Genomic DNA, 25,788 nt, shown 5'->3' on the forward strand with positions numbered 1-25,788 from the left:
CGGGCCTGGCTTCTGGCCCTGCGGGCGGGCCCTCGCCAGCCGCAGGTGCAGCGGGCCAGGCAGAAGGGGCCTTGTTCGACCGTTGTCGTGAGGTGTTCCGGGGCGTCCCCGGGGGCTTCGAGACCGTCCTGCTGCGCCACGCCCACAACGTTACCGGGGTCGCCTGCCCCTCGTTAAGCGGGACGGCAGGGCGTCCGGAACGGGCGTGACGGCGTGGGACAGCGGGTGGCGATGGACGGGCGGGAGCGGGAGCTGCGGAGCGGGGGGCCGGGCGGCGGTCTCGCCCTCGCGGGCGGTGTGGTCTGCGTGTGTCTGGCCGCTGCCGGGTGCTCCGGTCCCGGGCAGGGGGCCTCCGTCCAGGGAGCCGGTGGCGGCGAGCCGGTCGCCGTGCTGCACGGGGCAGCCGACCGGCTGGTGGCCGCCGGGAGTGCCAAGGCGCGTACCGCGATGCAGATGGCCAGCGGCGGGACGCGGGTGACCATCCGGGGCGAGGGCGTGTACGACTTCGAGGAGCGCCTCGGCCGGTTGAAGGTGCGGCTGCCCCAGGACCCGGCGGGGTCGAGCGAGCACCGGCCGATCACCGAGCTGCTCGCCCCGGGGGCCCTGTTCATGAAGAACCGGGGCGCCGGTGTCCCCGACGACAAGTGGGTGCGGGTGGAGACCGAGTCGCTGTCCGACGGGAACCTGGTGACCGGCGGGGCGACGGACCCGTTCGCCGCCGCCGAGGTGCTGCGGGGTACCCGTACGGCCACGTTCGTGGGGCGCACGGAGCTGGCCGGCACCGAGGTGCGGCACTACCGCGGGACCGCCGATCTGGCGCGGGCGGCCCGCGGTGCCTCGGAGGGCAACAGGAAGGCGCTGGCCGCGGCGGCCGAGGGGTTCGCCACCGCCGAGGTGCCGTTCGACGCGTACCTCGACGACGAGGGCCGTATCCGCAAGGTCCGGCACCGCTTCAGTTTCGCCAACGGGCGGGAGGACGGCACCGGCATCGTGGACGTCGCCTCGACGACGCTGCTCTACGACTTCGGCGCAGCCGTGCGCGTACGGCTGCCCGAGGAGCAGGACATCTACGCCGGCAAGATCGCCGCGGAGCCGGGCGAGGGCTCGGGTGGGGGCTCGGGTGGGGCGGTCGACGGCAAGAACTAGCCCTTCCGTGCCATGCGCGGTGTGTAGGCCGCTCCCTACTCTAGGAAGTCGGTGACGGCAGAGACGAGGTGACGCGTGTGGCTCCGGTCGGCGGTACGGCGGTTCAGGACCACGTGGCCCTCGCCGAGATCGAGCTGTGCGGTGAGCTGATCATCGCGGCGTCGGCCGCCCGGGAGCGGCTCAGCCTGGAGAGCATCGACGAGGTGCTGCGGGTGGCCGAGGAGCGCTCACGTACGCAGTAGGCGGCCGATGGCCTTCGTCGCCTCTTCCACCTTCGCGTCGATCTCGGTGCCGCCCTTGAGGGCCGCGTCGGCGACGCAGTGCCGCAGGTGCTCCTCCAGCAGTTGCAGCGCGAAGGACTGCAGGGCCTTCGTGGAGGCGGAGACCTGGGTCAGTATGTCGATGCAGTAGACGTCCTCGTCGACCATCCGCTGCAGGCCGCGGATCTGCCCCTCGATGCGGCGCAGGCGCTTGAGGTGCTCGTCCTTCTGCTTGTGGTACCCGTGCACGCCGCGGTCGTGGTCGGTCACGATGTCCGTGCCGTCCGTCTCCACCTGGTCCGCCACCTGGTCCACGGCGGAGGAGGGCGCACCCGCGCCGGCCTCGGTGGTCGTCATCGCGTCCTCCAATAACGGACATATACCCCTGGTGGGTATATGGTAACGAACTTTCCCGGGTAGGGGGGCCTTGCCGGAGCGCCGACGTCGCCCCCCTGCTCATCACTCTGCCTGATGGGCGACACTGGGGGACGGCCCGTTAGCAGTGGCCGGATGATGCGCCTAGCATCAGCCTGACCGAAACCGATGCACCCCGAGGACCCCACGTGCGCTTTCGTCTGACCCCCAGGGAGACGAGCTTCTACGACATGTTCGCCGCCTCCGCGGACAACATCGTCACGGGCTCCAAGCTCCTGATGGAACTGCTCGGGGCGGACGCATCCGCCCGGGCCGAGATCGCAGAGCGTATGCGGGCCGCCGAACACGCGGGTGACGACGCCACGCACGCGATCTTCCACCAGCTGAACTCCTCGTTCATCACGCCCTTCGACCGCGAGGACATCTACAACCTCGCCTCCTCCCTCGACGACATCATGGACTTCATGGAGGAGGCCGTCGACCTCGTCGTCCTCTACAACGTGGAGGAGCTGCCCAAGGGCGTCGAGCAGCAGATCGAGGTGCTGGCACGGGCCGCCGAGCTGACCGCCGAGGCCATGCCGAACCTGCGCACCATGGACAACCTCACCGAGTACTGGATCGAGGTCAACCGGCTGGAGAACCAGGCCGACCAGATCCACCGCAAGCTGCTCGCCCACCTCTTCAACGGCAAGTACGAGGCCATCGAGGTGCTGAAGCTGAAGCAGATCGTGGACGTGCTGGAGGAAGCGGCGGACGCGTTCGAGCACGTGGCGAACACGGTGGAGACCATCGCCGTCAAGGAGTCCTGAGCCGTTCATGGACACCTTTGCTCTGGTCGTGACCATCGGGGTCGCGCTCTTCTTCACCTACACCAACGGCTTCCACGATTCGGCCAACGCGATCGCCACCTCGGTGTCGACGCGTGCGCTGACGCCCCGGGCGGCGCTCGCCATGGCGGCGGTCATGAACCTGGCAGGCGCGTTCATGGGATCCGGGGTCGCCAAGACCGTCAGTGAGGGGGTGATCCAGACCCCCGAGGGTTCGAAGGGGATGGGGATCCTCTTCGCGGCGCTCGTGGGCGCCATCGTCTGGAACCTCATCACCTGGTACTTCGGGCTGCCGTCCTCGTCCTCGCACGCCTTGTTCGGCGGCATGGTCGGCGCCGCGCTGGCCGGGAGCACGACCGTGTACTGGCACGGGGTCGTCGACAAGATCGTCATCCCCATGTTCGTGTCGCCGGTGATCGGTCTGCTCGCCGGTTACCTGGTGATGACCGCGATCATGTGGATCTTCCGGCGGGCCAACCCGCACAAGGCGAAGCGCGGCTTCCGCATCGCGCAGACCGTGTCGGCGGCGGGCATGGCGCTGGGGCACGGCCTGCAGGACGCGCAGAAGACGATGGGCATCGTGGTGATGGCGCTGGTCATCGCCGACGTCGAGGACTACGGCGACCCGATCCCGGTGTGGGTGAAGCTCGCCTGCGCGCTGATGCTGTCCGCGGGGACGTACGCCGGTGGCTGGCGGATCATGCGGACGCTGGGGCGGAAGATCATCGAGCTGGATCCGCCGCAGGGGTTCGCCGCGGAGACGACGGGGGCGTCGATCATGTTCGGCTCGGCGTTCCTGTTCCACGCGCCGATCTCCACGACGCATGTGATCACCTCGGCGATCATGGGTGTGGGGGCCACGAAGCGGGTCAACGCCGTGCGGTGGGGGGTCGCGAAGAACATCATCATGGGGTGGTTCATCACGATGCCGGCTGCCGCGCTGGTGGCCGCGGTGTCGTTCTGGATCGTGAATCTCGCGGTCCTGTAGCGGCGATCCCGTACGGCGATGGGCCCGCCCCCCGGTTCCGGGGGGCGGGCCCTTGTGCTCCTCGCGGTGGCACCGCCATGCAGCACCGCGAGGGGTTCGGTGGGGCGGGGCCGGTCTAGCCGAAGCGGCCGGAGATGTAGTCCTCCGTGGCCTGGACCGACGGGTTGGAGAAGATGCGCTCCGTCTCGTCGATCTCGATCAGCTTGCCGGGCTGCCCGACCGCCGCCAGGTTGAAGAACGCCGTACGGTCCGAGACGCGCGCCGCCTGCTGCATGTTGTGCGTCACGATGACGATCGTGAAGCGCTCCTTCAGCTCGCCGATCAGGTCCTCGATCGCCAGGGTGGAGATCGGGTCCAGGGCGGAGCAGGGCTCGTCCATGAGCAGGACGTTCGGCTCGACCGCGATCGCCCGCGCGATGCACAGGCGCTGCTGCTGGCCGCCGGAGAGGCCGGAGCCGGGCTTGTTCAGGCGGTCCTTGACCTCGTTCCAGAGGTTGGCGCCCCGCAGCGACTTCTCGACGACGTCGTCCAGCTGGGACTTCTTGTACTTGCCGTTCAGGCGCAGGCCCGCCGCCACGTTGTCGTAGACCGACATGGTCGGGAAGGGGTTGGGGCGCTGGAAGACCATGCCGACCTCGCGGCGCACGGCCACCGGGTCGATGCCGGCGCCGTAGAGGTTCTCGTCGTCCAGCATCACCTTGCCGTCGACGCGGCCGCCCGGGGTGACCTCGTGCATGCGGTTGAGCGTGCGCAGGAAGGTGGACTTGCCGCAGCCGGAGGGGCCGATGAAGGCCGTCACGGAGCGGGGCTCGACGGTCATCGAGATGTCCTCGATGGCCAGGAAGGAGCCGTAGTAGGCGTTGAGGCCGCTGACATCTATGCGCTTGGCCATGGGTATCACTGCTTCTTTCGGTCCGAGTCGCTGACTGTTCGTGCGCCGGTCGCGTCAGCGACCCGTCTGCGGGGCCTTCCAGCGGGCGATGCCGCGGGCCGCGAGGTTGAGGATCATGATGAAGGCGATGAGCGTGAGGGCCGCCGCCCAGGCACGGTCGTAGGCCGCGTCGGAGCCCGCGCCGTACTGGAGGTAGATGTACATCGGCAGCGACTCCTGCGGGTCCTGGAAGGGATTCGCGTTGATGAAGTCGGTGCCCCAGACCAGCAGCAGCACGGGGGCCGTCTCGCCGGTGATGCGGGCGACGGCCAGCATGACGCCGGTGACGATGCCGCCGATCGAGGTCGGCAGGACCACCTTGAGGATCGTGCGCCACTTCGGCACGCCCAGGGCGAGGGACGCCTCGCGCAGCTCGTTCGGGACGAGCTTGAGCATCTCCTCGGTGGAGCGGACGACCACGGGGATCATCAGGATGCACAGGGCGAACGAGCCGGCCACGCCGGACGGGCCCATGTCCAGGATCAGCACCCAGAGGCTCAGCACGAACAGGCCCGCGACGATGGACGGGATGCCCGTCATGACGTCCACGAAGAAGGTGACGGCCTTGGCGAGCCGGCCGCGGCCGTACTCGACCAGGTAGATCGCGGTGAGTACGCCGATCGGCACGGAGAACAGCGTGGCGAGGCCTACCTGCTCCAGCGTGCCGAGGATGGCGTGGTAGATGCCGCCGCCGGGCTCGCTGTCGCCGACCACGCCCATCGAGTGGGTCAGGAAGTAGCCGTCGAGGACCTTCACGCCCTGCTTCACGGTCTCCCAGATCAGGGAGAGCAGCGGGATCAGGGCCAGCAGGAAGGCGACCCACACCATGCTGGTCGCGACCCGGTCCTTGGCCTGCCGGCCGCCCTCGACGCTCGCCGAGATGCCGTACGAACCGGCGACGAAGAGGACCGCGGCGATCAGGGCCCACTGGATGCTGCTGTTCAGCCCGGCGGCGGCGCTGATGCCGAGGCCGAGGAGGACCGAGCCGGCCGCGACCGCCCACGGGAACCACTTGGGCAGGGTGGCGGCGCGCAGGGAGCCGCGGTTCTCGGGGGCGGGGGTCAGGGTGTCGTTGCTCATGCGTTGGCCCCCGAGTACTCCTTGCGGCGGGCGATGATCATGCGGGCGCCGCCGTTGACCAGCAGGGTGATGACGAACAGGACCAGACCGGAGGCGATCAGGGCGTCTCGGCCCATCTGGGTGGCCTCGTTGAACTTGCTGGCGATGTTCTGGGCGAAGGTGCCGCCGCCCGGGTCGAGCAGGCTCGGGGCGATGTCGAAGGTCGGGGAGAGCACCATGGCCACGGCCATCGTCTCGCCGAGCGCGCGCCCGAGGCCGAGCATCGAGGCGGAGATGACGCCGGAGCGGCCGAAGGGCAGCACCGACATCCGGATGACCTCCCAGCGCGTGGCGCCGAGGGCCAGGGCGGCCTCCTCGTGCATGCGCGGGACCTGCCGGAAGACCTCACGGCTGACGTTGGTGATGATCGGCAGGATCATGATCGCCAGCAGGATGCCCACGGTGAGCAGCGAGCGTCCCGCGCCGCCGTTCCACTCGAAGATCCCGGTCCAGCCGAGGTACTCGTCGAGCCAGCCGTACAGCCCGTTCAGGTGCGGCACGAGGACGAGCGCGCCCCACAGGCCGTACACGATCGAGGGCACGGCGGCGAGCAGGTCGATCACGTAGCCGATCAGGCCGCCCAGCTTGCGCGGCGCGTAGTGCGTGATGAACAGCGCGATGCCGACCGAGACCGGGACGGCGATGGCCATGGCGATGATCGACGACACGACGGTGCCGTAGGCCAGGACCGCGATGCCGAACTCCGGCGGGCTGCCGGTCGGGTTCCATTCGAAGGTGGTGAAGAAGTTCGCCTCGTCGTCGCCGATGGCGAGGACGGCGCGGTAGGTGAGGAAGGCCGCGATGGCGGCCATGATGACCAGCACCAGGATGCCGGACCCGCGGGAGAGCCCGACGAAGATCCGGTCGCCGGGGCGGGTGACGCCACGGGTGGCGCGCGTGTCCTTGGCGGCGGGCGGCTGGGGTGTGCGGGAGGGGGCGGGCTTCTGGGTGTCCGTTGTTATGTCCATCGGGTTCTCCGGTCTGCGGAGCCGTCGTGGTCGGCGGCTCGGGCGGAGCCCCGGTCGGGGGGCTCCTGGCGGCGGTGCACCGGACGGTGCGGTCCGGCCCCCGTGGGGACCGGACCGCACTCGGGTCAGCTCAGGCCCGAGATGGTCTCGCGGACCTTGGTGATGATCTCGGTGGGCATCGGGGCGTAGCCGGCGTCCGCCAGCAGGCCCTGGCCGTCCTCCGAGGCCATGTAGTTCAGGAAGGACTTGGTGGCGGGCAGGGTGTCGGCCTTGTTGCCCTTGTCGCAGGCGATCTCGTACGTCACCAGGACCAGCGGGTAGGCGCCGGCCGCGTCCGGGGTGTAGTCCAGCTCAAGGGCGAGGTCCTTGCCGGTGCCGACGACCTTGGCCGCGCCGATGGCGGCGGTGGCGTTCTCGACGGTCGCCTTGACCGGCTCGGCGGCCGCGGTCTTGACGTCGACGGTCTTGATGCCGTCCTTGGCGTAGGACAGCTCGAAGTAGGAGATGGCGCCGGGGGTCTGCTTCACCTGGCCGGCCAGGCCCGAGGAGCCCTGCGCGGACTGGCCGCCCTTGGCCTCCCAGGACTTGCCGCCCTCGTACTTCCAGTCGTCGGGCGCGGCGGCCTTCAGGTACTTGGTGAAGTTGTCCGTGGTGCCGGACTCGTCCGAGCGGTGGAAGGCCTGGATCTTCAGGTCGGGCAGCTTGGCATCGGGGTTGAGCTTCTTGATCGCCTCGTCGTTCCAGTTGGTGATCTTGCTGTCGAAGATCTTCGCCATGGTCGGCGCGTCCAGGACGAGCGAGTCGACGCCGGTGACGTTGAAGCCGACCGCGATCGGGCCGCCGACCATCGGCAGGTCGATGGCCTGGCCGTCCTTGCAGACCTTCTTCGAGGCCTCGATCTCCTCCGGCTTCAGCGCGGAGTCCGAACCGGCGAACGCGGTCTGGCCCTGCGTGAAGGCGGTGATGCCCGCGCCGGAACCGGTCGGGTTGTAGTTGATCTGCACGCCGTTGCAGGCCGCGACGTACTGCTTGACCCAGGCGTCGATGGCGTTCTTCTGGGCGGACGAGCCGGAGGCCTGGAGCTGGCCCTTGGCGTCGTCGCACTTGATGTTGCTGTTGGCGGAGGCGGAGCTGGAGTCGCTGCCGCTGTTGCCGCCGGTGTCGTCCGAGCCGCACGCCGTGAGGGCCAGGGCGCCGGAGACGGCGAGAGCACCGAGAGCGAGGGCCCGCCGGTTCATGCGCTGAAGCTTCACTTGAGGGAGTTCCTTCCAGGAGCCGCCGTCCTGAATTCGGCGGCGTGCGAGGAGTGGTAAGGCCGAAATTAGGCAGATCAGATGAAGGCGCCGAAGGGCGTAAATGAACGCGGGGTGAACCCCTGTGGACGGTGCGGTGAGGTCACGGAACGCTTACGTCGAGGACACGGGGCGGTTCCGGGAGCGGGTCCGGGACGGTTCCGGGGCGGCTCGGAGGGTGGCTGGAGGGGTGGTTCAGCCAGTGGTCCCGCGCGGGCGCGTCGCGAGCAGTGCGTCGACGAGGGTCCGGTCCCGCGGCTGGGTGAGGCGGGCGCGGGCGGCCGCGGGGGCCAGCCACAGGATGCGGTCGACCTCGTCGGAGGGGACGAAGGCGCCGGTGGTGGCCGCCGCGGCCCAGTAGCGGACCACCTTGGGACGGCCGTTCGCGAGGTAGCGCACGGTGGGCAGCTCCACGCCCGGCTCGGCGGCGAACCCCGTCTCCTCCGCGACCTCGCGCAGGGCGCCCGCGAGCGGGTCCTCGCCCGGTTCGAGCTTGCCCTTCGGATGCGACCAGTCGTCGTACTTCGGACGGTGTACGAGGCACAGCTCCAGGCCGGAGGCGGAAGCGGAGGTGGCGGTGGCGGTGGCAGCGGACGCGGAGGCCGCGCTCGGCGGGGCCGGGCGCCACAGGACGCAGCCTGCCGCGCGGACGGGGGCCGGGCCGGTTCCGTGCTCGGGGCTCATGGGGTCCCCCCTTCCGTCGTCCTACGGCAGCCTGATCGGTTCCTTGCGCCAGCAGTGCTGGAACGCGTACCGCGCCGCCTCCACCTCATGCCGCTGGTCGGCGTGGAGCACGCCCAGCGCGTACGCCGTCGCCGGGGCGATGCGCGGGGTACGGGCGGCCTGGGCGGCGGCCGCGGCGGCCTCCGCGGCGTCGCGGTGGCGGTTCAGGGCCTCGCCGGCGGCCAGGAGGCGGACATCCACCGCCTCCTCGGCGGCCCCGTCGCCCCCGGCATCCGCGCCGGCCAGCGCCTCCAGGGCGTAGCGGTGCAGGCGCAGCAGCAGGCGGACCTGGTGCCACGGGGCGTCCTGGGGGTGCGGGGCGGGGTCCGGCGACAGCCCGTGGGCCAGTGCCTCGGCGTTGTACGGACTGCCCGCGGTGACCAGCGGGAGGGCGGCCACGGCGTCGGTGAGGCGCTCCTGCGCGGCGGTGGCGAGCGGGCGGAGGTCGACGGGCGCGGTATCGGGGGCGGCGGCGGAGGCGGCCCTGCGTCCCGCGCCGCTCAGGGGTACTTCGCTCGCCAGTAAGGCGACCTTGTCGGCGACGGCGTGGAAGCGGCTGCTGCCCAGTGCCTGGAGGGCGGTGGAGTGCGCCCGGGTGCGGGCCAGGGTCAGCTGCCGGTCGAGCAGCGCGCCCGCCTTGGCCGCGCCCACCGTGAGGTTGCCGCGGTTCGCGGATGCCGGGTGGGTGGTGGCGGGCACGGGGGACACGGTGGGCGGCACGGTGGCGGTGGCGGTGGTCCGGCCCGTCGTCGGGCGGGGGGCCGGGAACGCCGTGGAACCGGAGAGCCGGTGCAGGGCCTGGAGCAGGCGTTCCAGACGGGACGCGTAGGCGTGCTCCATCGCCAGCGTGCCGGACAGCCAGGCCAGCTCGGGGCGCATCTCCTCCGCCCAGTCGGCGTCCAGCAGCGGCTGGAAGGTGTGCAGGGTGGCGCTGATGCGGCGGGCGGCGCGGCGCAGGGCGCGGGCCGCGTCCACGTCGTCGGCGGGCGGGGCCGGGCGGTCCGGGCCGCCGTACGCGCGGTTCGTGCCCGCCGTATCGGTTCCGGCCCCTGCTCCCGCGCCTGTCCCCGACTCCCGGTGCCGGCGCAGTGCGCGCAGGAACTCCGTGGCCTGGGCGCGCAGGTAGCCCACGAGTGCGTCGGTGCCCGCGTCGGTGCGCGGGCCCGCACCGGTGTGACCGCGCGCGGTCGTGGCCGTGGTCGCGGGAGCGGTCGCGTTCGCGGGTTGCGGCGGGCCGGCGCTCGCCATGGGTTCCGTCGGGTCAAGGTGTCGCTGTGCCACGCCGGCGCCTCCGGGCGTCTATGAGCATCTCCTGGACGTTGCGCAGGGGCTGGCCGTCCGCGTCGGTCGCGTGCCGGGTCCACTCGCCGTCCGGGCCGAGGTGCCAGGAGGCGGTGCCGTCGGACATGCCGTTCTCGAGGAGCCGGTTCAGGGCTGCCCGGTGGGCCGGGTCGGTGACCCGGACCAGGGCCTCTATCCGGCGGTCGAGGTTGCGGTGCATCATGTCGGCGCTGCCGAGCCACACCTCGGGTTCCCCGCCGTTGCCGAAGGCGAAGACCCGCGAGTGCTCCAGGAAGCGGCCGAGGACGGAGCGGACCCTGATGTTCTCCGAAAGACCCGGCACGCCCGGGCGCAGCGCGCAGATGCCGCGCACCCACACGTCGACCGGCACTCCTGCCTGGGACGCCCGGTAGCAGGCGTCGACCACGGCTTCGTCGACCATCGAGTTGACCTTGATGCGGACGTGGGCGGGACGCCCGGCGCGGTGGTGCTGGATCTCCTTGTGGATGCGGGAGACGAGGCCGTCGCGCAGCGACTTGGGCGCGACGAGCAGACGGCGGTACGTCTCGCGCCGGGAGTAGCCGGAGAGGCGGTTGAACAGGTCGGAGAGGTCCGCGCCGACCTGCGGGTCCGAGGTGAGCAGGCCCAGGTCCTCGTAGAGGCGGGCCGTCTTCGGGTGGTAGTTGCCGGTGCCGACGTGGCTGTAGCGGCGCAGCGTCTCGCCCTCCTGCCGTACGACCAGGGAGAGCTTGCAGTGGGTCTTCAGGCCCACCAGGCCGTAGACGACGTGGCAGCCGGACTCCTCCAGCTTGCGGGCCCACTTGATGTTGGCGGACTCGTCGAAGCGGGCCTTGATCTCGACCAGGACGAGGACCTGCTTGCCGGACTCGGCCGCCTCGATGAGCGCGTCGACTATGGGGGAGTCGCCGGACGTCCGGTACAGCGTCTGCTTGATCGCCAGGACGTCGGGGTCGGTGGCGGCCTGCTCCAGGAACGCCTGCACGGAGGTGGAGAAGGAGTCGTACGGGTGGTGGAGCAGGACGTCCTTGGTGCGCAGGGCGGCGAAGATGTCCGGCGCGGACGCGGACTCGACCTCGGCCAGGTCGCGGTGGGTGCCGGCGACGAACTTCGGGTACTTCAGCTCGGGCCGGTCGATGCTGTGGATGCGGAAGAGGCCGGTGAGGTCCAGGGGGCCGGGGAGCGGGTACACCTCCGCTTCGCCGATCTTGAGCTCGCGCACCAGGAGGTCCAGGACCTCGCGGTCGACGGACTCCTCGACCTCCAGGCGGACGGGCGGGCCCAGGCGGCGCCGCATCAGCTCCTTCTCCAGGGCCTGGAGGAGGTTCTCCGTGTCGTCCTCCTCCACCTCCAGGTCCTCGTTGCGGGTGAGGCGGAAGGTGTGGTGCTCCAGCACCTCCATGCCCGGGAACAGCTCCTCCAGGTGGGCGGCGATGACGTCCTCGACGGGGACGTAGCGGCCCGGGGAGGCCTCAAGGAAGCGGGAGAGCAGCGGGGGGACCTTGACGCGGGCGAAGTGGCGGTGGCCCGTGACGGGGTTGCGGACGACGACCGCGAGGTTGAGGGAGAGGCCCGAGATGTACGGGAAGGGGTGGGCCGGGTCGACCGCGAGCGGGGTGAGGACCGGGAAGATCCGGTGCCGGAAGAGGGTGAACAGGCGGGCCTGCTCCTTCTCCGCCAGCTCGTTCCAGCGGACCAGGTGGATGCCCTCCTCGGCGAGGGCCGGGGCGACGTCCTCGTGGAAGCAGGCGGCGTGGCGGGCCATCAGCTCGCGGGAGCGGGCCCAGATCATGTCCAGCACCTCGCGGGGCTGGAGGCCCGAGGCGGAGCGGGTGGCGACGCCGGTCGCGATGCGGCGCTTGAGGCCGGCGACGCGGACCATGAAGAACTCGTCCAGGTTGCTGGCGAAGATCGCGAGGAAGTTGGCCCGCTCCAGGAGGGGGGTGTTCGGGTCCTCGGCGAGTTCGAGCACGCGTTCGTTGAACGCGAGCCAGCTGCGTTCCCGGTCCAGGAAGCGGCCCTGCGGGAGCCGGGCGCTGCCGTCCTGGGACTCCTCCGACTCCTCGTACGCGTCGAGGTCGGCGTCGATGTCCGGCTCCAGGCCGGAGACCGTGGCGGCCACGGTGTCGGGGCGGTGCGCCGCGATGGAGCCCACGGAGGGCTGCGTGTGCTGGACCTCTGCCTGGGTGTTCGGCTGCCTCATGAACCCATTCTTCCGCGCCGCGCGCGTCTCAGGCGCGTCGGAGGGCACGGAAGGCCCGGAAGGCTGTGGCTCGCTCGGCTTCATTCGGTGAGCCTCGCAAGGCTGTCTGAATCGATGGTTACGGGGACATGACGTGCGGGATAGCGGGGGGCCTCTGGGGGGTGCCTGCGGCGGGCTGTGCGGCTTGGGGTGCGGGGTGCCTGCGGCGCCTGTGCGGGTTCGGTGGGGGTGGGGGGTGCCTGCGGCGCCTGTGCGGGTTCGGTGGGGGTGCGCGGTGCGCGGTGCGTTGTGGGTGGGTCGGGGCCGTGCCGGGGGGTGTCCGTCCTCGGAACGGCGCGGAATCGGTCGGCCACAGATCTCCCCCGGCGTTGACGCGCCAACCGCTGCGGGCGGACACCCCCCGACACGGCCCCTTCTCGCCGTACGCGGCTGCGGGCCGCCGACGCCGCGCTGCCCCGGCCCGCCGTACGCGGCTCTCCCGCCGCGTCGCCATGCCGCCCCGGCTGCGGGCCGTCGCCCTCGCTGCGGGCGGTCGCCATGCCGTGTAGCTGCGGGCAGTCGTGCCGCTGGGGCGATGGGGGAGAGTGGGCGCAGCGGCACCCCGTAAGCGCCGGGCCGCCGCTCGACCGGCACCGCGCCCGCACCCGCGCCGGGTGCCCGCGTAGCTCGCCTCGCCGCACCCCCTACGCTCGCGAAAGTCCCGGCCAGGAGATCGTGTGAACCGGTTGGGCGGGCTCGTGCGATGAGGAGATGTGAGCGAAACGAGAAGCGACGGGGAGCTGCTGCGGGCCGTCGCGGCGGATGCCGACCGTCGCGCCTTCGAGGAGCTGTACCGCCGGTACGCACCCTGGCTGACCGCCCGTATGCGCAGCCGCTGCGCCGACGCCGCCGTGGTCGACGACGTCGTGCAGGAGACCTTCCTCGCGGTATGGCGCGGCAGCGCGCGCTACCGGGAGGAAGGGGATGTGGCGGGGTGGCTGTGGCGGATCGGGTCGCGGCGGCTGATAGACGCGCTGCGCGGTGAGGGGGCGCGCGGACGGCTGCGGCAGGCGCTGGCGCGGCTGCGGCACCGGGACGAGGTCTCGGCGGAGGAGCGCGTCCTCGCCGGGGTCGAGCACGGGGATCTCGCCGGCGCGCTCGTGAGGCTCTCGCCGGAGCTGCGCGCGGTGCTCCAGGCCACCGTCGTCGACGGGCTGACCACCCGTGAGGCGGCCGTCCTGCTCGGCATCCCGCCGGGCACGGTCAAGACGCGGGCGATGCGGGCCCGCCGGCAGCTGAGGGAGGCGCTGGCATGAGGATCGAGGAAAGCCGTCCCCGGGACGCCTGGCACGTGGACGAGGACGACCTGCGGGCCTACGCCCGGGGCGAGCTCGCGGCGCCCGCGCTCTGGTCCGTCGACGCCCATCTGACCGCCTGCGCCGCCTGCCGGGGCGTCCTCGCCGAGGTGGGGGACGCCGCCGCGCTGGACGCGGGGTGGGCACGGCTCGACGCCGAGCTGGACGTCCCCCGGCCGGGCCTGCTCGAGCGGCTGCTGGTGCGGTGCGGCGTGGGCGACGGCACCGCGAGACTGCTCGCGGCCACTCCCATACTGCGCCGGTCCTGGTTCGGCGCGCTCGCCGCCGTGCTGATCACCACCTTCCTCGTGGCCGTCTCGGCCGGTGCCGCCGGCCGGCCCACCCTGTTCCTGGTCTGCGCCCCGCTGCTGCCGCTGGTCTCGGTGGCGCTCGCCTACGGGCCCACGCTGGACCCCACGCACGAGATGGCCGTCGTCTCGCCCATGCACGGCTTCCGGCTGCTGATGATCCGTACGGTCGCGGTGCTGGTGGTGGCGCTCGGGGTGGGCGGCCTGGCCAGCCTCGCGCTGCCCGGATTCGGACCGGCCGCCCTGGCCTGGCTGCTGCCCGGGCTCGCCCTCACCGCGACCGGGCTCGCGCTGACGCCCCGGCTGGGCCCCGTGCTCGCGCCGTCCGTGCTCGTGTGCGCCTGGGCGGCCGTGCTGCTGGCCGCGGACGCGGCCCGCGCGTCCACGGAGGGCCCGCTGGCGCCGTTCACCGCGGCCGGGCAGGGCGTGTCCGGGTGCGTGGCTGTGCTGGGCGCCGGGCTGCTGTTCCTGTTCCGCGACCGGTTCGACGTCTCCGCGCGCGGCGTCGCGTGAGCCCCTCCCTCTTCTTCTTGACCCTTCTCATGTACGGAAGTGCCGTATGACCTCCCTGCCACCCACCGTCTCCGCGTCCGGGCTCAGCCTCCACTACGGGCGCACCCGCGCCCTCGACGACGTGTCGCTGCGGCTGACCCCGGGCGTCACCGGGCTGCTGGGGCCCAATGGCGCCGGGAAGACCACGCTGCTGCGCGTGCTCGCCACCGCGGTGCCCGCCGACCGGGGGGCCTTCACCGTCCTCGGGCACGACCCCGGGAGTTCGCGCGGCCGGCAGGAGGTGCGGCGGCGGCTCGGCTATCTGCCGCAGACGCCCGATTTCCACCCGGACTTCACCGCCTTCGAGTTCGTCGACTACGTGGCGATCCTGAAGGAGCTGGCGGACCGCCGGGAGCGGCACCGCGAGGTGCGGCGCGTACTGGAGGCGGTCGACCTCGGGGAAGTGCGCGGACGCCGGATCAAGAAGCTGTCCGGGGGCATGCGGCAGCGGGTCGCGCTCGCCGCCGCGCTGGTGGGCGACCCGGGGTTCCTGGTGCTGGACGAGCCGACCGTCGGTCTCGACCCCGAGCAGCGGATGCGGTTCCGGGAGCTGATCGCCGAGGCGGGGGAGGGGCGCACCGTCCTGCTGTCCACCCACCAGACCGAGGACGTGGCGATGCTCTGCCACCGTGTGATCGTCATGGCGGCCGGGGCGGTGCGGTTCGACGGGACTCCGGCCGAGCTGACCGCGCGGGCCGCCGGGCGGGTGTGGAACAGCGCGGAGAAGGACCCCGGCGCCAAGGCCGGATGGCGCACCGGCACCGGCTCCTTCCGGAACGTGGGCGACCCGCCCCCCGGCGCCGAGCCCGCCGAACCCACCCTGGAGGACGGCTACCTGCTCGTCCTCGACGGCGCGGGCACCGCCGGCACGGAGGTGGCCGCGTGAGCGCCGTACTGACGGAGGAAGCCGTGCCCGCGGGGACGCCGGCCCACGACGGGCGTGACCGCGGGGCGCGGGCCGTGCTCGCGCTGGCCCGGTTCGAGGCCCGCAGGCTGCTGCTGAGCATCCCCGTCCTCATCGCCTTCGCGGCCCATGTCGCGTGGATCGTCTGGCGCACGAGGACTTCCTGGGACGGCAGCCCCGCCCTCCAGGACGCCGACCGCGCCACCCAGTCCATGCCGATGCTCGTCGGCCTGGCCGTCCTGCTGTACGCCAACTACGCGGTCGTACGCGCCGAGCGGCACGGCACCGAGCCGCACTTCTCGACGCTGGTCCTGCAGCCCTGGCGCCGTACGGCGGCCCACGCGCTGTCCGTCGTGCCGGCCGCCCTGCTCACCGCCGTGTGCGTGGCCGGTCAGTTCACCTGGGAGGCGCTCAAGCCGGGTGCGATCGGACACGGTTCACCGGCCGAGCTCGCGGTGGGGCCGCTGACGGTGCTGGCGTTCGGGGTGCTCGGGGTACTGCTCGGCCGGCTGGCGCGGTGGCCGTTCGCCGCGCCGCTGCTGGTGGTCGTGCTGCTGTTCACGTTCGTCCTCGGCACTGGGCCGAGCGAGATGAGCGGGCTGTCCTGGCTGGCACCGGTCGTCTCCGAGGCCGGTCCCGACACCCTGCCCTCCGACCTCCTGGGGCGCCCCGCCGCCTGGCACGCCCTGTACCTGGCGGGTGCCGCCCTGTGCGTCGCCCTCCTCGCGGTGGTCGTCGCCGGCGGGCGGAGCGCGACCGTCCGGGCGGGTCTCGCCCTCGGCATCGCGGCGACGGTGACGGGCGGGGTGCTCCAGGCCGGGGGCGCGACGCCGTCGCCGGAGCTGACCGCGGCCCGTGAGCGTGCCTCGGTGCGCCCCGAGCTGACCTGTACCGAGCACGGCCGGTCGAGGTACTGCGCGTTTCCCGAGTGGGGGCCGCGCACCGGTGCCTGGGCCTCGGTCGTGGACCACGTCCAGTCCCTGGCCGGCGGCCCCGCGCACGAACGGCCCCTCGTCGTGCGGCAGCGGATAGACGCCCGGTACGGGCCGGGGACCGACACCGCGATCCCCTCACTGACCGACGCCCACCAGGTGACCGTGGGCACCGCCTGGGGCGGCAACCGGGTTCCCGAGTTCTCCAGTGCCGTCGCCGCCGTCCTCGTCGCGGGCACGGAGGCGGCGGGGAGCGAGATGTGCGACGGGCGGATGGTCACCGTCATGTGGCTCTCCCTGAGCTGGCAGGACGACCCGATGGCCGCCCTGCGCCGGGTCCGCCTGGACGACAGTGTGAAGGGCTCCGCGATCGTCCTGTCGCCCACCAACCCGCTCTCCATGACGGAGGGCCAGACGGACGTCGTGCGGCATCTGCTGGAGAACCCGCCCGCCGGTGTCGGGGCGCGGGTGAAGGAGCACTGGGCCGAGCTGACCGCGCCGGGCGTCACGACCGCCCGCGCCGCCGAGCTGCTCGGCGTGGCCGGACCGGCGAAGGCGGACTCGTGCGAGGAGTGACGACGGTCCGAGGAGTGACGGCGGACCTGGTCGGCCCGCTGTGGCGCACCCTCCCGTGGCAGGGACTGGCGGCGGCGGGGGCCCTGGGCCTGCTGGTCGCCGCCGTCCCCCTCGCCACCGGAGCCGAACCGGCACCCTGGCAGACGCTGTTGCTGCTGCGGGGCACCGCCCTGATCGGCGCGCTCGGCCTGGCCTTCCTGCTGGACGACCCGGCCCGCCACCTCACCGCGCCCGTGCCGACGCCGAGGCCCGTCCGGCAGGCGCTGAGGGTGGCCCTGGTCGCGCCGCTCGCCGCGCTGTGGTGGACGGCCGTACTGCTCCTGACCCCCTCGGCGTCCAGGCCCCCGGTCGGCGGGGTCACCCTGGAAGCGGTGGCGGCGGGCGTCCTGGCACTCGCCGCCGCTGCCCTGGCGGTACGGCTGACGGACGAGGCGCGTCCGGGGCCGTTCGTCGCGGCCTGCCTGCTGCTCACGGCCGTCCTCGCGCCCCTCCTCGCACCGGAGGGGTGGGCGCTGTTCGTCCAGGGCGAGGACCCGCGCTGGTCCGCCGCGCACGACCGGTGGGCGGTGCTGGCCGCGGTGGCGGCCGCGGTGGCGGCACTGTGCGGGCCGGAGCCCCTGGGACGCGGGGCCCGGCGGACGAGAGCGGCCGGCGGGCCGGGGTGACCGGGCGGGCGGCCGGGGCCGGGGGCCGCGGCGCTCAGGTCTCCGTGCGGTACATCAGGTCCGTTTCGTGGGTGGTGAATCCGAGGCGCTCGTAGACGGCCACCGCCGCCTTGTTGTCGGCGTCGACGTACAGCATCGCCGTGGGCAGCCCCTGGTCCTCCAGGTGGCGCAGGCCGATCGTGGTCAGGGCCTTGCCCAGGCCGCCGCCCTGGGTGTCGGGGCGGATGCCGAGGACGTACACCTCGCCCAGCCGCTCCTCGGCGTGCACCTTCGTCCAGTGGAAGCCGATCAGTTCGCCGTCCCGCTCGGCGAGGAAGAACCCGGCCGGGTCGAACCAAGGCTCGGCCTTGCGGTCGTCGAGGTCGCGCTGGGTGAGCGAGCCCTGTTCGGGGTGGTGGGCGAAGGCGGCCGCGTTCACGGCGAGCCAGGCCGCGTCGTCCCGGCCGGGCACGAAGGTGCGCACGCTCACGCCCTCCGGCAGCACCGGGTCCGGCAGGTCCAGCCCCGCCAACGGGCGCCGCATCTGCCGAAGTTCGCGGAAGAGGGACAGCCCCAGCACCTGCGCGAGGTGCCGGGCGGCCGAGTGGCCGCCGTGCGCCCAGACCCGCAGCCGCTTGCCGGAGGCGGCGAGCAGCGCGGCGCCCAGGGCCCGTCCGTGGCCCTGACCGCGGTGCGAGGGGTGGACGACCAGCTCGGCGGCCGGTGGTTCGACCGGGTCGGTGCCCTCCAGCTGGGCGTAGCCGACGAGTTCGCCGTCGACGGTGAGCAGGAGGTGCGCGACGCCCTCCCGCGCGGGACCGCGCAGTTGCAGCCGGCCCTGCTCGGACACGGCGTGCTGCCCGTCGTTCCGGGCCGCCTCGGCGAGCAGGGCGAGGACGGTGTCGGTCTGCTCCGGCGTGAGTTCGGCGAGGGTCTCGATCGAGCGGGGGCGGCCGGGCCGCACGGTGTCGTCGCTGGTCATGCGTACGAGAGTAAAGGGCGGGCACGGCAAAGCGGCGGCAGCTGACGCGGGCGGAGACGAAGGCGGAGACGAGGGCGAACAAGGGGGCGAAGTTAAACCAGGCTGTAACCCGGAAGCCCCTGTCGCGCTACGCGCGTTGACTCTAGGCTGCTGCGCCGACGAGCCGTCTCCTCAGCGGCTCGCGCCACGCACACCCACAGGGGGGCGCATGCCAGCCACAGCACAGTCGCACCAGCCGCGTCGCAGACGCCGTACCAGCCGTCTTCTCGTCGCGGCCGCCACCGTCGTCACCGCCGGGGCGCTCGCCGCGGCGGCGCTCCCGGCCTCGGCGAGCGCGGGCGGAACCGGCCGCGGTCACGGCGGCCACGGCCACGGTCAGGGCCGCTACCAGGACGTCCAGCTCCTCTCCTTCAACGACCTGCACGGCAATCTGGAGCCGCCCGCCGGTTCCTCCGGCCGGGTCACCGAGGTCCAGCCGGACGGCACGACGAAGACGATCGACGCGGGCGGCGTGGAGTACCTGGCCACCCACCTGCGCGAGGCCCGCAAGGGCAACCGCTACTCCATCACCGCCGCGGGCGGCGACATGGTCGGCGCCTCTCCCCTCCTGTCCGGCCTCTTCCACGACGAGCCGACCGTCGAGGCGCTGAACAAGCTCGACCTGGACGTGACGAGCGTCGGCAACCACGAGTTCGACGAGGGGGCCAAGGAGCTGGCCCGCCTCCAGAACGGCGGCTGCCACCCCACCGAGGGCTGCTACTCGGACAAGGAGTTCAAGGGCGCCGACTACCCCTACCTCGCGGCCAACGTCCTGGACGAGAAGACGGGCAAGCCCCTCCTCAAGCCCTACTGGGTGTGGAAGCAGCGGGGCGTCAAGGTCGGTTTCATCGGCGTGACCCTGGAGGGCACCCCGGACATCGTCTCGGCGGAGGGCGTCAAGGGCCTGAAGTTCAAGGACGAGGTCGAGACGATCAACAAGTACGCCAAGGAGCTGCAGCGCCAGGGCGTGAAGTCGATCGTCGCGCTCATCCACGAGGGCGGCTTCCCGGCCTCGTCCTCCTACAACTACGACTGCGACTCCCCGGGCGCGGGCGACGGCATCTCCGGCCCGATCGTCGACATCGCGAAGAACATCACGCCGCAGGTCGACGCGCTGGTCACCGGCCACACCCACAACGCGTACGTCTGCACGATCCCCGACCCGGCGGGCAACCCGCGCATGGTCACCTCGGCCTCGTCCTTCGGCCGCCTGTACACGGACACCACGCTGACGTACGACCGCGCGACGGGTGACATCGCCCGCACGTCGGTGAAGTCGGCGAACCACGTGGTGACGCGGGACGTCCCGAAGGCGCCCGACATGACCCGGCTGATCGGCAAGTGGAGCACCCTGGCCGCCCCGATCGGCAACCGCCCCATCGGCTACGTCTCCGCCGACATCAACCGCGACGGCACCGAGTCCCCGCTGGGCGACCTGATCGCCGACGCGCAGTTCGCGTACGGCAAGGCGCAGGACCCGGAGACCGACCTTGCCCTGATGAACCCGGGCGGCATCCGCGCCCCGCTGACCTACGCGGCCTCCGGCGCCGAGGGCGACGGCGTGGTCACCTACGCCGAGGGCTTCACGGTCCAGCCCTTCGCCAACACGGTGAACCTGAAGGACTACACGGGCGCGCAGCTGGTCCAGGTCCTCAAGGAGCAGGTGAGCGGCCCGAACGAGGCGGCCCCGAAGATCCTCCAGATCTCGTCCGGCCTCACCTACACCCTGGACCTGACCAAGTCGGGCGCGGACCGCGTCGTCACGGACTCCATCCGCCTGAACGGTTCGCCCCTCGACGAGAACGCCACCTACCGCGTCGCGTCCAACAGCTTCCTCGCGGGCGGCGGCGACGGCTTCACCACGCTGGGCAAGGGCACGAACGAACTCGTCGGCGCGGACGACCTGACGGCGTTCGAGCAGTACCTGACGGCCAACTCCTCGGCGACCGCCCCGATCGCTCCGCCGGCGGCGGACCGGATCACGGTCGTTCAGTAGCCGGCACCCGGCTCCGGCGGGGGCGCGCCCTGCACGACCTCGGGCGGCGGCGTCGGCGCGCCCGGCAGCCGCACGGTCGCGGTCGTGCCGTCGCCCTCCGCCGGGGTCAGGCTGACCGTGCCGCCCGCCTGCTGCACCGTCCGCGCCACGATGGACAGGCCCAGGCCAGAGCCGGGCAGGGCGCGGGCGCTCGGGGAGCGCCAGAAGCGGTCGAAGACGTGCGGGAGTTCGTCGGCGGGGATACCCGGGCCGTGATCGCGGACGGTCAGGACGCCGTCGGCGAGGCGGACGTCGATGGTGCCGCCCTCCGGGCTGAACTTCACCGCGTTGTCCAGGATGTTGACGACCGCGCGTTCCAGTGCGGCGGGTTCCGCCCGTACGTACCAGGGGTGGACGTCCGCGTCGATCGCCAGCTCCGGGCCGCGCAGGCGGGCGCGGCGCAGGGCCGACTCGACGACGTCGTGCCAGGCGAGGATGCGGGTGCGGCCCTCGTGCTGGCCGGTGTCGGGGCGGGAGAGCTCCTGGAGGTCGCCGATGAGCGACGCCAGCTCCGTCATCTGTGCCTTCACCGAAGCGAGCAGCGCCTTGCGGTCGGCCTCCGGGATCGGACGGCCCGTCTCCTCGCTGCGGGTGAGCAGCTCGATGTTGGTGCGCAGCGAGGTGAGGGGCGTGCGCAGTTCGTGACCGGCGTCGGCGATCAGCTGTTGTTGCAGATCACGGGAGCTGGCCAGGGACGAGGTCATGCTGTTGAAGGACCGGGAGAGGCGGGCGATCTCGTCGTCGCTGTCGTCCTCGACGGGGATGCGGACGGTGAGGTCCTCGGTGCGGGCGACGTGTTCGACGGCCTCGGTGAGTTCGTCGACGGGACGCAGGGCGGTCCGGGCCACCCAGAGCCCGGCGGCGCCGGCGCCGACGACCCCCGCACCCGCGACGAAGACGAGCACCAGCGCGAGATTGCTGAGGGAGCTGTTCACCTCGCTCAGCGGACGGGCGGCGGAGACGGCCACCCCGGACAGGCCCGGCACGGTGTATGTGAAGACGCGGTACTGGGTGCCGTCCGAGCCGGTGGCGTCGTGCAGGGTGTTGGCGGACGAGCCCTCGGCCACGGCGCGGTCGGCGTCGGTGAGCGGGACCTCCTCCGTGCCGATGATCAGGCAGCTCGAGTTCTGCCGGGCCACCAGCTGTACGGACGAGCCGTACGGGTTCTGCTCGTGCGTGAGCGGGTCGTGGGCACACAGGCCGGTGCGCAGGTCGACGTACTGGCTCACCTGGTCCCTGTCCATGCGGTTCGCCTTCAGGGCCTCGTCCAGCGAGCTGACCAGCACGCTCTTGACGACGAACCAGCAGGCGACCGCCGCCGCCGCCACCGCGAACGCCACCGCCGCCGCCACCAGCAGCGACAGCCGCGCCCTGATGGGCAGGGACCGGACCCGGCGGACGACGCCTCTCACTCGGCGCCGCCCTGCCGCAGGACGTAGCCGACGCCGCGGACGGTGTGCACGAGGCGCGGCTCGCCGCCCGCCTCGGTCTTGCGGCGCAGGTACATGACGTACACGTCGAGGGAGTTCGACGACGGCTCGAAGTCGAAGCCCCAGACGGCCTTCAGGATCTGCTCCCGGGTGAGTACCTGGCGCGGGTGCGCCATGAACATCTCCAGCAGGGTGAACTCCGTGCGGGTCAGCTCGACCGGGCGCCCGGCCCGCGTGACCTCCCGGGTCGCCAGGTCCATGGTCAGGTCGGCGAAGCGCAGGGTGTCGTCGTCCTCGGTGGTGGCCTCCACCGCCGCCGCGTAGGAGCTGCGGCGCAGCAGCGCGCGGATGCGGGCGAACAGCTCGTCCAGCTCGAACGGCTTGACCAGGTAGTCGTCCGCCCCCGCGTCCAGGCCGGTCACCCGGTCGCCGACCGTGTCGCGGGCCGTCAGCATCAGGATGGGGGTCAGGTCGCCCGCGCCGCGGATGCGGCGGGCGGCGGTCAGGCCGTCCATGCGGGGCATCTGGATGTCCAGGACGACGAGGTCGGGCCGGTACGCCGCGGCCTTCTCCAGCGCGTCGGCGCCATCGACGGCGACCTCGGTGTCGTACCCCTCGAAGGCGAGGCTGCGCTGGAGGGCTTCGCGGACCGCCGGCTCGTCGTCGACGATCAGGATGCGCTGGATCTCGCGGTCGCGGTCGGCGTCTGCGGGGCTCATGGGCTCGGGTCCTCGGGTGCGGTCGGGTACGGGTACGGGGTGTCAACGCGTTCAGCGTCGCACGTCTTCGCGCCCGCTCAGTTGCTCGCGCCCGCCCGCAGCTCGGGCAGGTCGGCCTTCACCGTGTTGATCGGGATGGCGAAGCCGAGGCCCACGCTGCCCGCGCTCGCGGAGGACTCGGTCGCCGAGTACATCGCGGAGTTGATGCCGATGATGTTGCCGTTCATGTCGATCAGCGCGCCGCCGGAGTTGCCCGGGTTGAGGGAGGCGTCGGTCTGGATGGCCTTGTACGTCGTCGTGGACGAGCCGGTGTCGCCGTTGAACTGCTGCCCGCCGAACTCGAACGGCCACTGGCCGCCCTGCCGCTGCTGCTGTTGCTGCTGGCCCTCGTCCGTCGAGACGGTCACGTCCCGGTCAAGGGCGGAGACGATGCCGCTGGTCACGGTGCCGGTCAGGCCCTCGGGGGAGCCGATGGCGACGACCTGGTCGCCGACCCCGATGCCGTCGGAGTCGCCGAGGGTGGCGGCGTTCAGGCCGGAGGCGTTCTCCAGCTTGATCAGCGCGAGGTCCTTCTTGCTGTCGGTGCCGACGACCTCGGCGGTGTACTGCTTGCCGTCGCTGGTCGTCACCTTGACGGACGAGGCGCCGGACACGACGTGGTTGTTGGTGATGATCTCACCGTCGTCGGTGATGATCACGCCGGAACCGGTGGAGGAGCCGGCGTTCGAGGTGGCGTTGATCTCGACGATGCTCGGGCTGACGGCCTTCGCGACGCCGGAGACCGTGCCCTTCTGGCTGGAGGGCACCACGTTGGTGCTGGTCGAGCTGGAGGCGACGGTGTCGCTGCCGGTCAGCTCCTGGATGCCGTACGCGGTGCCGCCGCCGACGGCCGCCGCGACGATCGCCACGGCCACCAGCAGGGCGGCGGGGCCCCGCCGCCGGGCCGGTCGCTCGCCGTGCGGCTGCTCGGGCGGCTGTCCGGGCTGCTCCGGCTGCATGGCGGGCAGGGGCTGCGTGGGGTTCCCGGGCGGCTGCGCCGGCGGGGGCGGCCACTCCGGGTTGACGGGAGAGGAGGCGTGCTGGTGGGGTCCCTGGTACGGGTTCGCGTGCTCGTACTCGCCGTTGGGGCGGAGGCTCTCGGTCATGTCCATGAGCTTCCCGCCCTCGTATGAGAGCGGCCTGAGCGCCGCCTGAGAAGCCCGGCAGAACCTCGTATGCCCGATGTAAAGACGTCCGTCGGGTGATCGCTACGCGCAGCCGCAGGACTGCCGTACGACCAGCTGGGACGGGAACACCTTCAGCCGCTCGCGGCGGGAGCCCGCCACCCGCAGGCCGTCGTCCAGGACCAGGTCCACGGCGGCGCGTGCCATCGCCGACCGGTCCGAGGCGACCGTCGTCAGGGGCGGGTCGGCGAGATCCGCTTCCTTGATGTCGTCGAACCCGGCCACCGCCAGCTCGCCGGGGACGTCGATGCGCAGCTCGCGGGCCGCGCGCAGCAGGCCGATCGCCTGGTCGTCGGTGGAGCAGAAGATCGCGGGCGGGCGCTGCGGTCCGGAGAGCAGCTCCAAGCCCACGCGGTAGGCGTCGTAGCGGTTGTACGGCGCCTCGAAGAGCCGGCCCTCGGTGGAGAGTCCGGCCTCCTTCATCGCGCGCTTCCAGCCCTCGACGTGGTCGGAGACCGGGTCGCCGACGGACGGCGTCTCGGCGGTGCCGCCCATGCAGGCGACGTACGCGTACCCGTGCTCCAGCAGGTGGCGTACGGCGAGCTGGGCGCCGCCGAGGTCGTCGGTGACGACGGCGACGTCGTCGATGGCCTCGGGGCGCTCGTGCAGCAGGACCACCCGGGCGTCCCAGGCGTCGATCTCGGCGGCGGCGTTGTCGTTCAGCGCGTGGCTGACCAGGATCAGGCCGGAGACCCGCATGCCGAGGAAGGCGCGCAGGTAGTGCACCTCGCGCTCGCCGACGTAGTCGCTGTTGCCGACGAGCACCATCTTGCCGCGCTCGGAGGCGGCCCACTCGACCGCGTGGGCCATCTCCGCGAAGAACGGCTGGCGCGCGTCCGGCACGATCAGGCCTATGAGGTCGGTGCGCCGCGACGCCATCGCCTGGGCGACCCGGTCCGGGCGGTACCCCAGTTCCTTGATCGCGGCGAGGACACGCTCGCGCGTGGCCGGGGCGACCGGCCGGGGTCCGTTGTTGATGACGTAGCTGACGACGGCGGTGGAAGTCCCCGCCAGTCGCGCCACGTCATCCCGAGTCACCTTGGCCACGCGCGGAGTCTACGCGGATGGACCCGCCCCGGGCAGGGCGTATCACACCTTGGATGACCTCGCGCCCGCCGCCTCGGCCGGGTCGGCCGCCTGTCCGGCCGCCGGATCGGCCGGGGCGTCGGAGCCCTCGGACTCCGCCCGGTCCGGATTGTCGCCCTTCTCGCCCTTCGCGCCCCTCTCGGCCGGCTCCGGCTTCTCGGGCTTCTCCGGCGTCACGAAGCGGTAGCCCACGTTGCGGACGGTGCCGATGAGCGACTCGTGCTCGGGGCCGAGCTTGGCGCGCAGCCGCCGCACGTGCACGTCGACCGTGCGGGTGCCGCCGAAGTAGTCGTACCCCCACACCTCCTGGAGCAGCTGCGCGCGGGTGAAGACGCGGCCGGGGTGCTGGGCGAGGTACTTCAGCAGCTCGAACTCCTTGAAGGTCAGGTCCAGGACCCGGCCCTTGAGCTTCGCGGAGTACGTCGCCTCGTCCACCGACAGGTCGCCGTTGCGGATCTCCATGGGGGAGTCGTCGCCGCCGAGCTGCTGGCGGCCCGTGGCGAGCCGCAGCCGCGCCTCGACCTCCGCCGGACCGGCGGTGTCGAGGAGTACGTCGTCGATGCCCCAGTCGGCGGTGACGGCGGCGAGGCCGCCCTCGGTGACCACCAGGACCAGCGGACAGCTGAGGCCCGTGGAGCGCAGCAACTGGCACAGGCTGCGGATCTGGGGGAGGTCGCGGCGGCCGTCGACGAGGATGACGTCGGCGCCCGGGGTGTCGACGAGGGCGGGGCCCTCGGCGGGAGCCACGCGTACGTTGTGCAGCAGCAGGCCGAGAGCGGGAAGCACCTCCGTCGACGGCTGGAGGGCGTTGGTCAGGAGCAGCAGAGAACTCATCGCGCCCCACCTGCCTGGGACGGATCGTGGTCGTGCCCGGTTCGCTCGCCCATAACGTC

The 25,788-nt window shown here is 72.3% G+C and carries 24 protein-coding genes; 10 read left to right on the forward strand and 14 right to left on the reverse strand.

Annotation, left to right across the window (positions count from 1 at the left end):
• Positions 1-231 precede the first annotated feature (231 nt).
• Entirely contained in the window at positions 232-1,146 is a 915-nt protein-coding gene (locus ACZ6IM_RS33550) for an SCO4651 family lipoprotein (protein WP_052842981.1), read from the forward strand.
• Between the two features lie 77 nt (positions 1,147-1,223).
• The gene (locus ACZ6IM_RS33555; RefSeq protein ID WP_171987290.1) at positions 1,224-1,388 is read left to right on the forward strand and encodes a hypothetical protein; all 165 of its coding nucleotides are present in this window, start codon (positions 1,224-1,226) and stop codon (positions 1,386-1,388) included.
• Here ACZ6IM_RS33555 and ACZ6IM_RS33560 read toward each other — a convergent pair.
• Complete coding sequence (locus tag ACZ6IM_RS33560) at positions 1,374-1,763, reverse strand: metal-sensitive transcriptional regulator (protein ID WP_052842980.1); 390 nt, start codon at positions 1,761-1,763, stop codon at positions 1,374-1,376. The two genes, ACZ6IM_RS33555 and ACZ6IM_RS33560, sit on opposite strands and share 15 nt — an antisense overlap.
• Before the next feature lie 206 nt (positions 1,764-1,969).
• Here ACZ6IM_RS33560 and ACZ6IM_RS33565 point away from each other — a divergent pair, with 206 nt between their 5' ends.
• A complete protein-coding gene (locus ACZ6IM_RS33565) occupies positions 1,970-2,590 on the forward strand; it encodes a DUF47 domain-containing protein (protein ID WP_003974832.1) in 621 nt (206 codons plus the stop codon).
• Positions 2,591-2,597: 7 nt separating this feature from the next.
• Positions 2,598-3,596 (forward strand): low-affinity phosphate transporter PitH, encoded by a 999-nt coding sequence (gene pitH / locus ACZ6IM_RS33570; protein ID WP_052842979.1) that lies wholly within the window; start codon positions 2,598-2,600, stop codon positions 3,594-3,596.
• A 115-nt stretch (positions 3,597-3,711) separates the two neighbouring features.
• Here pitH and pstB read toward each other — a convergent pair whose 3' ends face one another.
• The 7 genes from pstB to ACZ6IM_RS33605 all read right to left on the reverse strand — a co-directional run bounded on the left by pstB (position 3,712) and on the right by ACZ6IM_RS33605 (position 12,131).
• Positions 3,712-4,488, reverse strand: coding sequence for a phosphate ABC transporter ATP-binding protein PstB (gene pstB, locus ACZ6IM_RS33575; RefSeq protein WP_003974830.1), 777 nt, complete (start codon positions 4,486-4,488; stop codon positions 3,712-3,714).
• A 54-nt stretch (positions 4,489-4,542) separates the two neighbouring features.
• Positions 4,543-5,607: a phosphate ABC transporter permease PstA gene (gene pstA, locus ACZ6IM_RS33580; protein WP_052842978.1), complete on the reverse strand. Its 1,065-nt coding sequence runs from the start codon at positions 5,605-5,607 to the stop codon at positions 4,543-4,545.
• Positions 5,604-6,614 (reverse strand): phosphate ABC transporter permease subunit PstC, encoded by a 1,011-nt coding sequence (gene pstC, locus ACZ6IM_RS33585; protein WP_052842977.1) that lies wholly within the window; start codon positions 6,612-6,614, stop codon positions 5,604-5,606. Before pstC ends, pstA begins: the two co-directional genes overlap by 4 nt.
• Before the next feature lie 125 nt (positions 6,615-6,739).
• Positions 6,740-7,867, reverse strand: coding sequence for a phosphate ABC transporter substrate-binding protein PstS (gene pstS, locus ACZ6IM_RS33590; RefSeq protein ID WP_469561853.1), 1,128 nt, complete (start codon positions 7,865-7,867; stop codon positions 6,740-6,742).
• Between the two features lie 234 nt (positions 7,868-8,101).
• Positions 8,102-8,590, reverse strand: a complete 489-nt coding sequence (locus ACZ6IM_RS33595; protein WP_469561856.1) for an NUDIX hydrolase — start codon at positions 8,588-8,590, stop codon at positions 8,102-8,104.
• A 21-nt stretch (positions 8,591-8,611) separates the two neighbouring features.
• Positions 8,612-9,910 carry a CHAD domain-containing protein gene (locus tag ACZ6IM_RS33600; RefSeq protein WP_469561858.1) on the reverse strand — a complete coding sequence of 433 codons (1,299 nt, stop codon included), beginning with the start codon at positions 9,908-9,910 and terminating at the stop codon, positions 8,612-8,614.
• Positions 9,891-12,131 (reverse strand): RNA degradosome polyphosphate kinase, encoded by a 2,241-nt coding sequence (locus ACZ6IM_RS33605; protein ID WP_052842974.1) that lies wholly within the window; start codon positions 12,129-12,131, stop codon positions 9,891-9,893. Before ACZ6IM_RS33605 ends, ACZ6IM_RS33600 begins: the two co-directional genes overlap by 20 nt.
• A gap of 752 nt (positions 12,132-12,883) precedes the next feature.
• Between ACZ6IM_RS33605 and ACZ6IM_RS33610 the strand changes: the two genes are divergently transcribed.
• From ACZ6IM_RS33610 to ACZ6IM_RS33630, 5 genes are read left to right on the forward strand one after another with little or no spacing between them, the layout of a single operon-like run.
• A complete protein-coding gene (locus ACZ6IM_RS33610; protein ID WP_011029464.1) occupies positions 12,884-13,426 on the forward strand; it encodes an RNA polymerase sigma factor in 543 nt (180 codons plus the stop codon).
• A complete protein-coding gene (locus ACZ6IM_RS33615) occupies positions 13,423-14,286 on the forward strand; it encodes a cupin domain-containing protein (protein WP_052842973.1) in 864 nt (287 codons plus the stop codon). Before ACZ6IM_RS33610 ends, ACZ6IM_RS33615 begins: the two co-directional genes overlap by 4 nt.
• Before the next feature lie 55 nt (positions 14,287-14,341).
• Positions 14,342-15,211, forward strand: coding sequence for an ABC transporter ATP-binding protein (locus ACZ6IM_RS33620; protein WP_469562020.1), 870 nt, complete (start codon positions 14,342-14,344; stop codon positions 15,209-15,211).
• The gene (locus tag ACZ6IM_RS33625) at positions 15,208-16,737 is read left to right on the forward strand and encodes an ABC transporter permease (protein WP_469561863.1); all 1,530 of its coding nucleotides are present in this window, start codon (positions 15,208-15,210) and stop codon (positions 16,735-16,737) included. Before ACZ6IM_RS33620 ends, ACZ6IM_RS33625 begins: the two co-directional genes overlap by 4 nt.
• Complete coding sequence (locus ACZ6IM_RS33630; protein WP_469561865.1) at positions 16,725-17,402, forward strand: ABC transporter; 678 nt, start codon at positions 16,725-16,727, stop codon at positions 17,400-17,402. Before ACZ6IM_RS33625 ends, ACZ6IM_RS33630 begins: the two co-directional genes overlap by 13 nt.
• A 34-nt stretch (positions 17,403-17,436) precedes the next feature.
• Here the strand turns inward: ACZ6IM_RS33630 and mshD are convergent, their stop codons facing one another.
• Entirely contained in the window at positions 17,437-18,363 is a 927-nt protein-coding gene (mshD, locus tag ACZ6IM_RS33635; RefSeq protein ID WP_052842970.1) for a mycothiol synthase, read from the reverse strand.
• 208 nt (positions 18,364-18,571) lie between these two features.
• Here mshD and ACZ6IM_RS33640 point away from each other — a divergent pair, with 208 nt between their 5' ends.
• Positions 18,572-20,398, forward strand: a complete 1,827-nt coding sequence (locus ACZ6IM_RS33640) for a bifunctional metallophosphatase/5'-nucleotidase (protein WP_052842969.1) — start codon at positions 18,572-18,574, stop codon at positions 20,396-20,398.
• Here ACZ6IM_RS33640 and ACZ6IM_RS33645 read toward each other — a convergent pair.
• The 5 genes from ACZ6IM_RS33645 to ACZ6IM_RS33665 form a co-directional block, all read right to left on the reverse strand.
• Complete coding sequence (locus ACZ6IM_RS33645) at positions 20,392-21,849, reverse strand: sensor histidine kinase (protein ID WP_052842968.1); 1,458 nt, start codon at positions 21,847-21,849, stop codon at positions 20,392-20,394. The genes ACZ6IM_RS33640 and ACZ6IM_RS33645 overlap by 7 nt on opposite strands.
• On the reverse strand, positions 21,846-22,586 hold the full coding sequence (locus tag ACZ6IM_RS33650) for a response regulator transcription factor (RefSeq protein ID WP_052842967.1): 741 nt from the start codon (positions 22,584-22,586) through the stop codon (positions 21,846-21,848). The genes ACZ6IM_RS33645 and ACZ6IM_RS33650 overlap by 4 nt, the downstream gene beginning before the upstream one ends.
• A gap of 77 nt (positions 22,587-22,663) precedes the next feature.
• Entirely contained in the window at positions 22,664-23,737 is a 1,074-nt protein-coding gene (locus ACZ6IM_RS33655; RefSeq protein ID WP_052842966.1) for a S1C family serine protease, read from the reverse strand.
• 96 nt (positions 23,738-23,833) lie between these two features.
• Positions 23,834-24,856 (reverse strand): LacI family DNA-binding transcriptional regulator, encoded by a 1,023-nt coding sequence (locus ACZ6IM_RS33660; protein WP_087808575.1) that lies wholly within the window; start codon positions 24,854-24,856, stop codon positions 23,834-23,836.
• A 42-nt stretch (positions 24,857-24,898) separates the two neighbouring features.
• A complete protein-coding gene (locus ACZ6IM_RS33665; protein WP_052842964.1) occupies positions 24,899-25,729 on the reverse strand; it encodes a winged helix-turn-helix transcriptional regulator in 831 nt (276 codons plus the stop codon).
• Positions 25,730-25,788: the final 59 nt, after the last annotated feature.

The sequence above is a fragment of the Streptomyces sp. NPDC042336 genome (assembly GCF_055581985.1).

Bases quoted from the DNA above. Each gene is read 5' to 3' on its own strand.
- ACZ6IM_RS33650 (WP_052842967.1), bottom strand. From the start codon at position 22,586: ATGAGCCCCGCAGACGCCGACCGCGACCGCGAGATCCAGCGCATCCTG.
- ACZ6IM_RS33605 (WP_052842974.1), bottom strand. From the start codon at position 12,131: ATGAGGCAGCCGAACACCCAGGCAGAGGTCCAGCACACGCAGCCCTCC.
- ACZ6IM_RS33550 (WP_052842981.1), top strand. From the start codon at position 232: ATGGACGGGCGGGAGCGGGAGCTGCGGAGCGGGGGGCCGGGCGGCGGT.
- ACZ6IM_RS33655 (WP_052842966.1), bottom strand. From the start codon at position 23,737: ATGGACATGACCGAGAGCCTCCGCCCCAACGGCGAGTACGAGCACGCG.
- mshD (WP_052842970.1), bottom strand. From the start codon at position 18,363: ATGACCAGCGACGACACCGTGCGGCCCGGCCGCCCCCGCTCGATCGAG.
- pstA (WP_052842978.1), bottom strand. From the start codon at position 5,607: ATGAGCAACGACACCCTGACCCCCGCCCCCGAGAACCGCGGCTCCCTG.
- ACZ6IM_RS33615 (WP_052842973.1), top strand. From the start codon at position 13,423: ATGAGGATCGAGGAAAGCCGTCCCCGGGACGCCTGGCACGTGGACGAG.
- pstB (WP_003974830.1), bottom strand. From the start codon at position 4,488: ATGGCCAAGCGCATAGATGTCAGCGGCCTCAACGCCTACTACGGCTCC.
- ACZ6IM_RS33560 (WP_052842980.1), bottom strand. From the start codon at position 1,763: ATGACGACCACCGAGGCCGGCGCGGGTGCGCCCTCCTCCGCCGTGGAC.
- pstC (WP_052842977.1), bottom strand. From the start codon at position 6,614: ATGGACATAACAACGGACACCCAGAAGCCCGCCCCCTCCCGCACACCC.
- ACZ6IM_RS33595 (WP_469561856.1), bottom strand. From the start codon at position 8,590: ATGAGCCCCGAGCACGGAACCGGCCCGGCCCCCGTCCGCGCGGCAGGC.
- pitH (WP_052842979.1), top strand. From the start codon at position 2,598: ATGGACACCTTTGCTCTGGTCGTGACCATCGGGGTCGCGCTCTTCTTC.
- ACZ6IM_RS33665 (WP_052842964.1), bottom strand. From the start codon at position 25,729: ATGAGTTCTCTGCTGCTCCTGACCAACGCCCTCCAGCCGTCGACGGAG.
- ACZ6IM_RS33640 (WP_052842969.1), top strand. From the start codon at position 18,572: ATGCCAGCCACAGCACAGTCGCACCAGCCGCGTCGCAGACGCCGTACC.